Source organism: Limisphaera sp. 4302-co (assembly GCF_049537155.1).
In the GTDB taxonomy this organism is placed as follows: domain Bacteria; phylum Verrucomicrobiota; class Verrucomicrobiia; order Limisphaerales; family Limisphaeraceae; genus Limisphaera.
This window is the reverse complement of sequence record NZ_JBMVQZ010000031.1, coordinates 1-2,699: the sequence shown is the minus strand read 5'-3', so window position 1 is coordinate 2,699 and position 2,699 is coordinate 1. Positions and strand designations below refer to the sequence as shown.

Below are 2,699 nucleotides of genomic sequence, written 5' to 3'. Positions count from 1 at the left end.
GGTGGACGCAGAAATCAGGTTCCACACGTTCCCGTTGCCGTCGTAGGAGACGAAGTGGGTGCCTGCCGCAGGTCCAGTGGCAGCCCGAACCCAGAGAAGACCACCTACTCCACCGGCGCCGTCGAGGGTCTCAGACAGCTCCAGGCCCCAGATGTACGCACGCACCAGGCTGTTGTTGGTGGCATTCAGCTCCGCTATGTGCCGGCCAACTGACATCGCGTCACTGATGAATTTCAGATCCGCGATCACAAGCCAAGCGCGATTGGTCCACACCGACGTTGTCTGCCTTATCCTACGCCCTTTGGCGTCGTATGTCCACTCCACCCGCCACCAGGATGTTTTGGGCGTGTCCGCCCGGCTCTCGACTTTCAGCAACCTGTTCTCGGCATCCCAGGTGAAACTCCATCTGCCATCATTGGCCATGTTCCCGCCGGCATCGTAGCCGAAGCTCTCCGGCGTCCGGGGCACAAAGACGTTGCCGCTGCTGCCGGTCACGCCGTTGGTGGTCACGCTCACGCTTTGCCACACCGACACCGCGGCGTTCGTAGGCGTAACGACTGATGGTGGTGTGGTCTCCTTCGCTATGGACGATGTTGGTCATCTGGTCGGCGTTCTGGGAGTCATAAACCGTGAAGTTTTCAGGGGTTTATTTCTTGCGCTTGCCCACTGCGTCACAGGCTTCGGCCAGCAAGGAAAAGTAGCTGTTCATAAGAACTGACCCCTGACCCGTCTGAGCTAAGGCTGCTTTAATGGCTTTGAACTCGTCGGGAGTTGCCTGACGAAACCCGCCGGAGTTATTTACCGTCAGATTGTTCGTGGGCACAGTCACGACCTATTGCGTGATCTGAGCAGGTACATCCTGGGGCTATTCCCATACTACACGTGCATACTACACGTGTATTATTGCTAAGTGATTGAATTGACATAAAGCGAATCACATCATCCTCGTCTCTTGTGGCTTCTGCCAGCACGGCTTTGACAGCATCAGTGTAGGGACGCCGGGCGGATAAAACACTGATTGCCATTGCCCTCTCCTCTCTAGCTCCTTTCTTATATTTCTTTATCCAGAAGACCGAACTGTCCGGATCGTTCACCTCACGAAGCTGTATAAAGCCACATATCAGGATGACCATGGTGGCAGCAGTTACTACTGCAGTCAGAAGGTGAAGAAAAGGTCGTTGGCGAAGCAGTTTCATGATCAGTTGGGACATTGTTTTCCACGAAGTGGTGTGCAACCATCGTAGGTAACAATCCAGTCGTTTCGAAAAATAGTGCGATCGCGACACGTAAGTTCAATCTTACACGGTCTTAGTTCCCATGTTTTTCCTGAACGGCAAGCCCCACAAGGTTTCCAGCACCAATATTCACCATCGATGCTCTTTTTGTCACCCGGCAGGCAGCCGGTTGCATAGTAGGCAATCACCGCGGCACCAATGGCACATGCACCCCCAATTAACGCTGCGGTAATTGTGACCGCAAGCCTACCATCTTTATCGACCCACGTTGTAGGCGCATTCCCACAGAGCGCACACAGGTTCCATAATTCAGCCAAACTCAAAAGGTCGTTCATGCCAGAAACATCAAAATCTTTAGCAAAGAGCGGATCCCGGCTCAACCAGCGGCCCAAGGTTGGACTGTATGCGCGGTATTCGTACAGGACCAAGCTGGTGAAATCCTCGGAGCGTTTGGTGCTGAAGCGGAAGGGATTGGTACGGGCCGCAGGACCGCTCAGGCGGAGGGGCTCGCCAAAAGGACCGTATTCGTAGCGGGCGGTTTCAGTGCCGGTGGTGGCCGACACCAGGTTCCATACGTTCCCGTTGCCGTCGTAGGTGACGAAGTGGGTGCCTGCGGCAGGGCCGGTGGCCATCCGAACCCACAACAGCCCACCCACACCACCGGCGCCGTCCAGGGTCTCTGACAGGTCCAAGCCCCAGATGTACGCACGCACCAAGCTGTTGTTGGTGGCGTTCAACTCCGCCACATGCCGGCCGAACAGCTCAGGATCGCTCACGAACTTCACATCCTCCACCACCTGCCACACCCCGTTGCTCAAGACGTACGAAGTCTGCCGCACCCGCCGACCCAGCGCATCGTACTTCCAGTCCACACGACAGAAGCTGGATGAAGGACCCGCCACGGTGATCACCCTCGTCAGCCGGTTCTCAGCATCCCAACTGTACATCCACCGACCGTCCCGCACAAGGTTCCCGTCCAGGTCGTGGATCAGCAGTTCGGGTGTCTGCGCGACGAAGGCCGACCGCGTCTCCGACTGCACCCGGTCCGGATTGGCCCGCACCACGCCCAGGTTCGTGATGACCACCCACAGGGCCCCGGTCGCGTTGTTCACCAACGCCTCACCGTACCCGTACCGTCCCTGCTGAATCGCCCGCGCCCATTCGTTGCTCCCCCACCACAACGTCACCGTCGCCGCCTCGGCCGCCTCCCCAGACACCCCCACATACCCAGGCACCGTCCGACCGGTGTACTGGTTCAACCGGTTCACCGTGTTGGTGCTCCAGCGCAGGCTCTGGCCCAGCTCGTCCCCGCCCCAGCCACCGGCCGTCCGATTCCCAATCGCATCGTGCCGATACTCGAACTGCTGACCCGCCACCGGCCGGCCGTCCGCCCAGTACCGCCGACCCGACACCAACTGCCCGTAACCATCGTACGTGTACACCCACCAGCTCCCATCCGCCCAC

Annotated in this window: 1 protein-coding gene and 1 pseudogene; both read right to left on the bottom strand. The window is 58.3% G+C overall.

The genetic code is table 11. The features are described from left to right. Positions 1 to 534, bottom strand: a pseudogene (locus tag ACPDIX_RS14970) (hypothetical protein); the annotation flags it as partial. A 664-nt stretch (positions 535 to 1,198) separates the two neighbouring features. Beyond that, positions 1,199 to 2,699 (bottom strand): RHS repeat-associated core domain-containing protein (locus ACPDIX_RS14965; protein ID WP_423432608.1); only part of this gene is annotated, 1,501 nt, incomplete at its 5' end.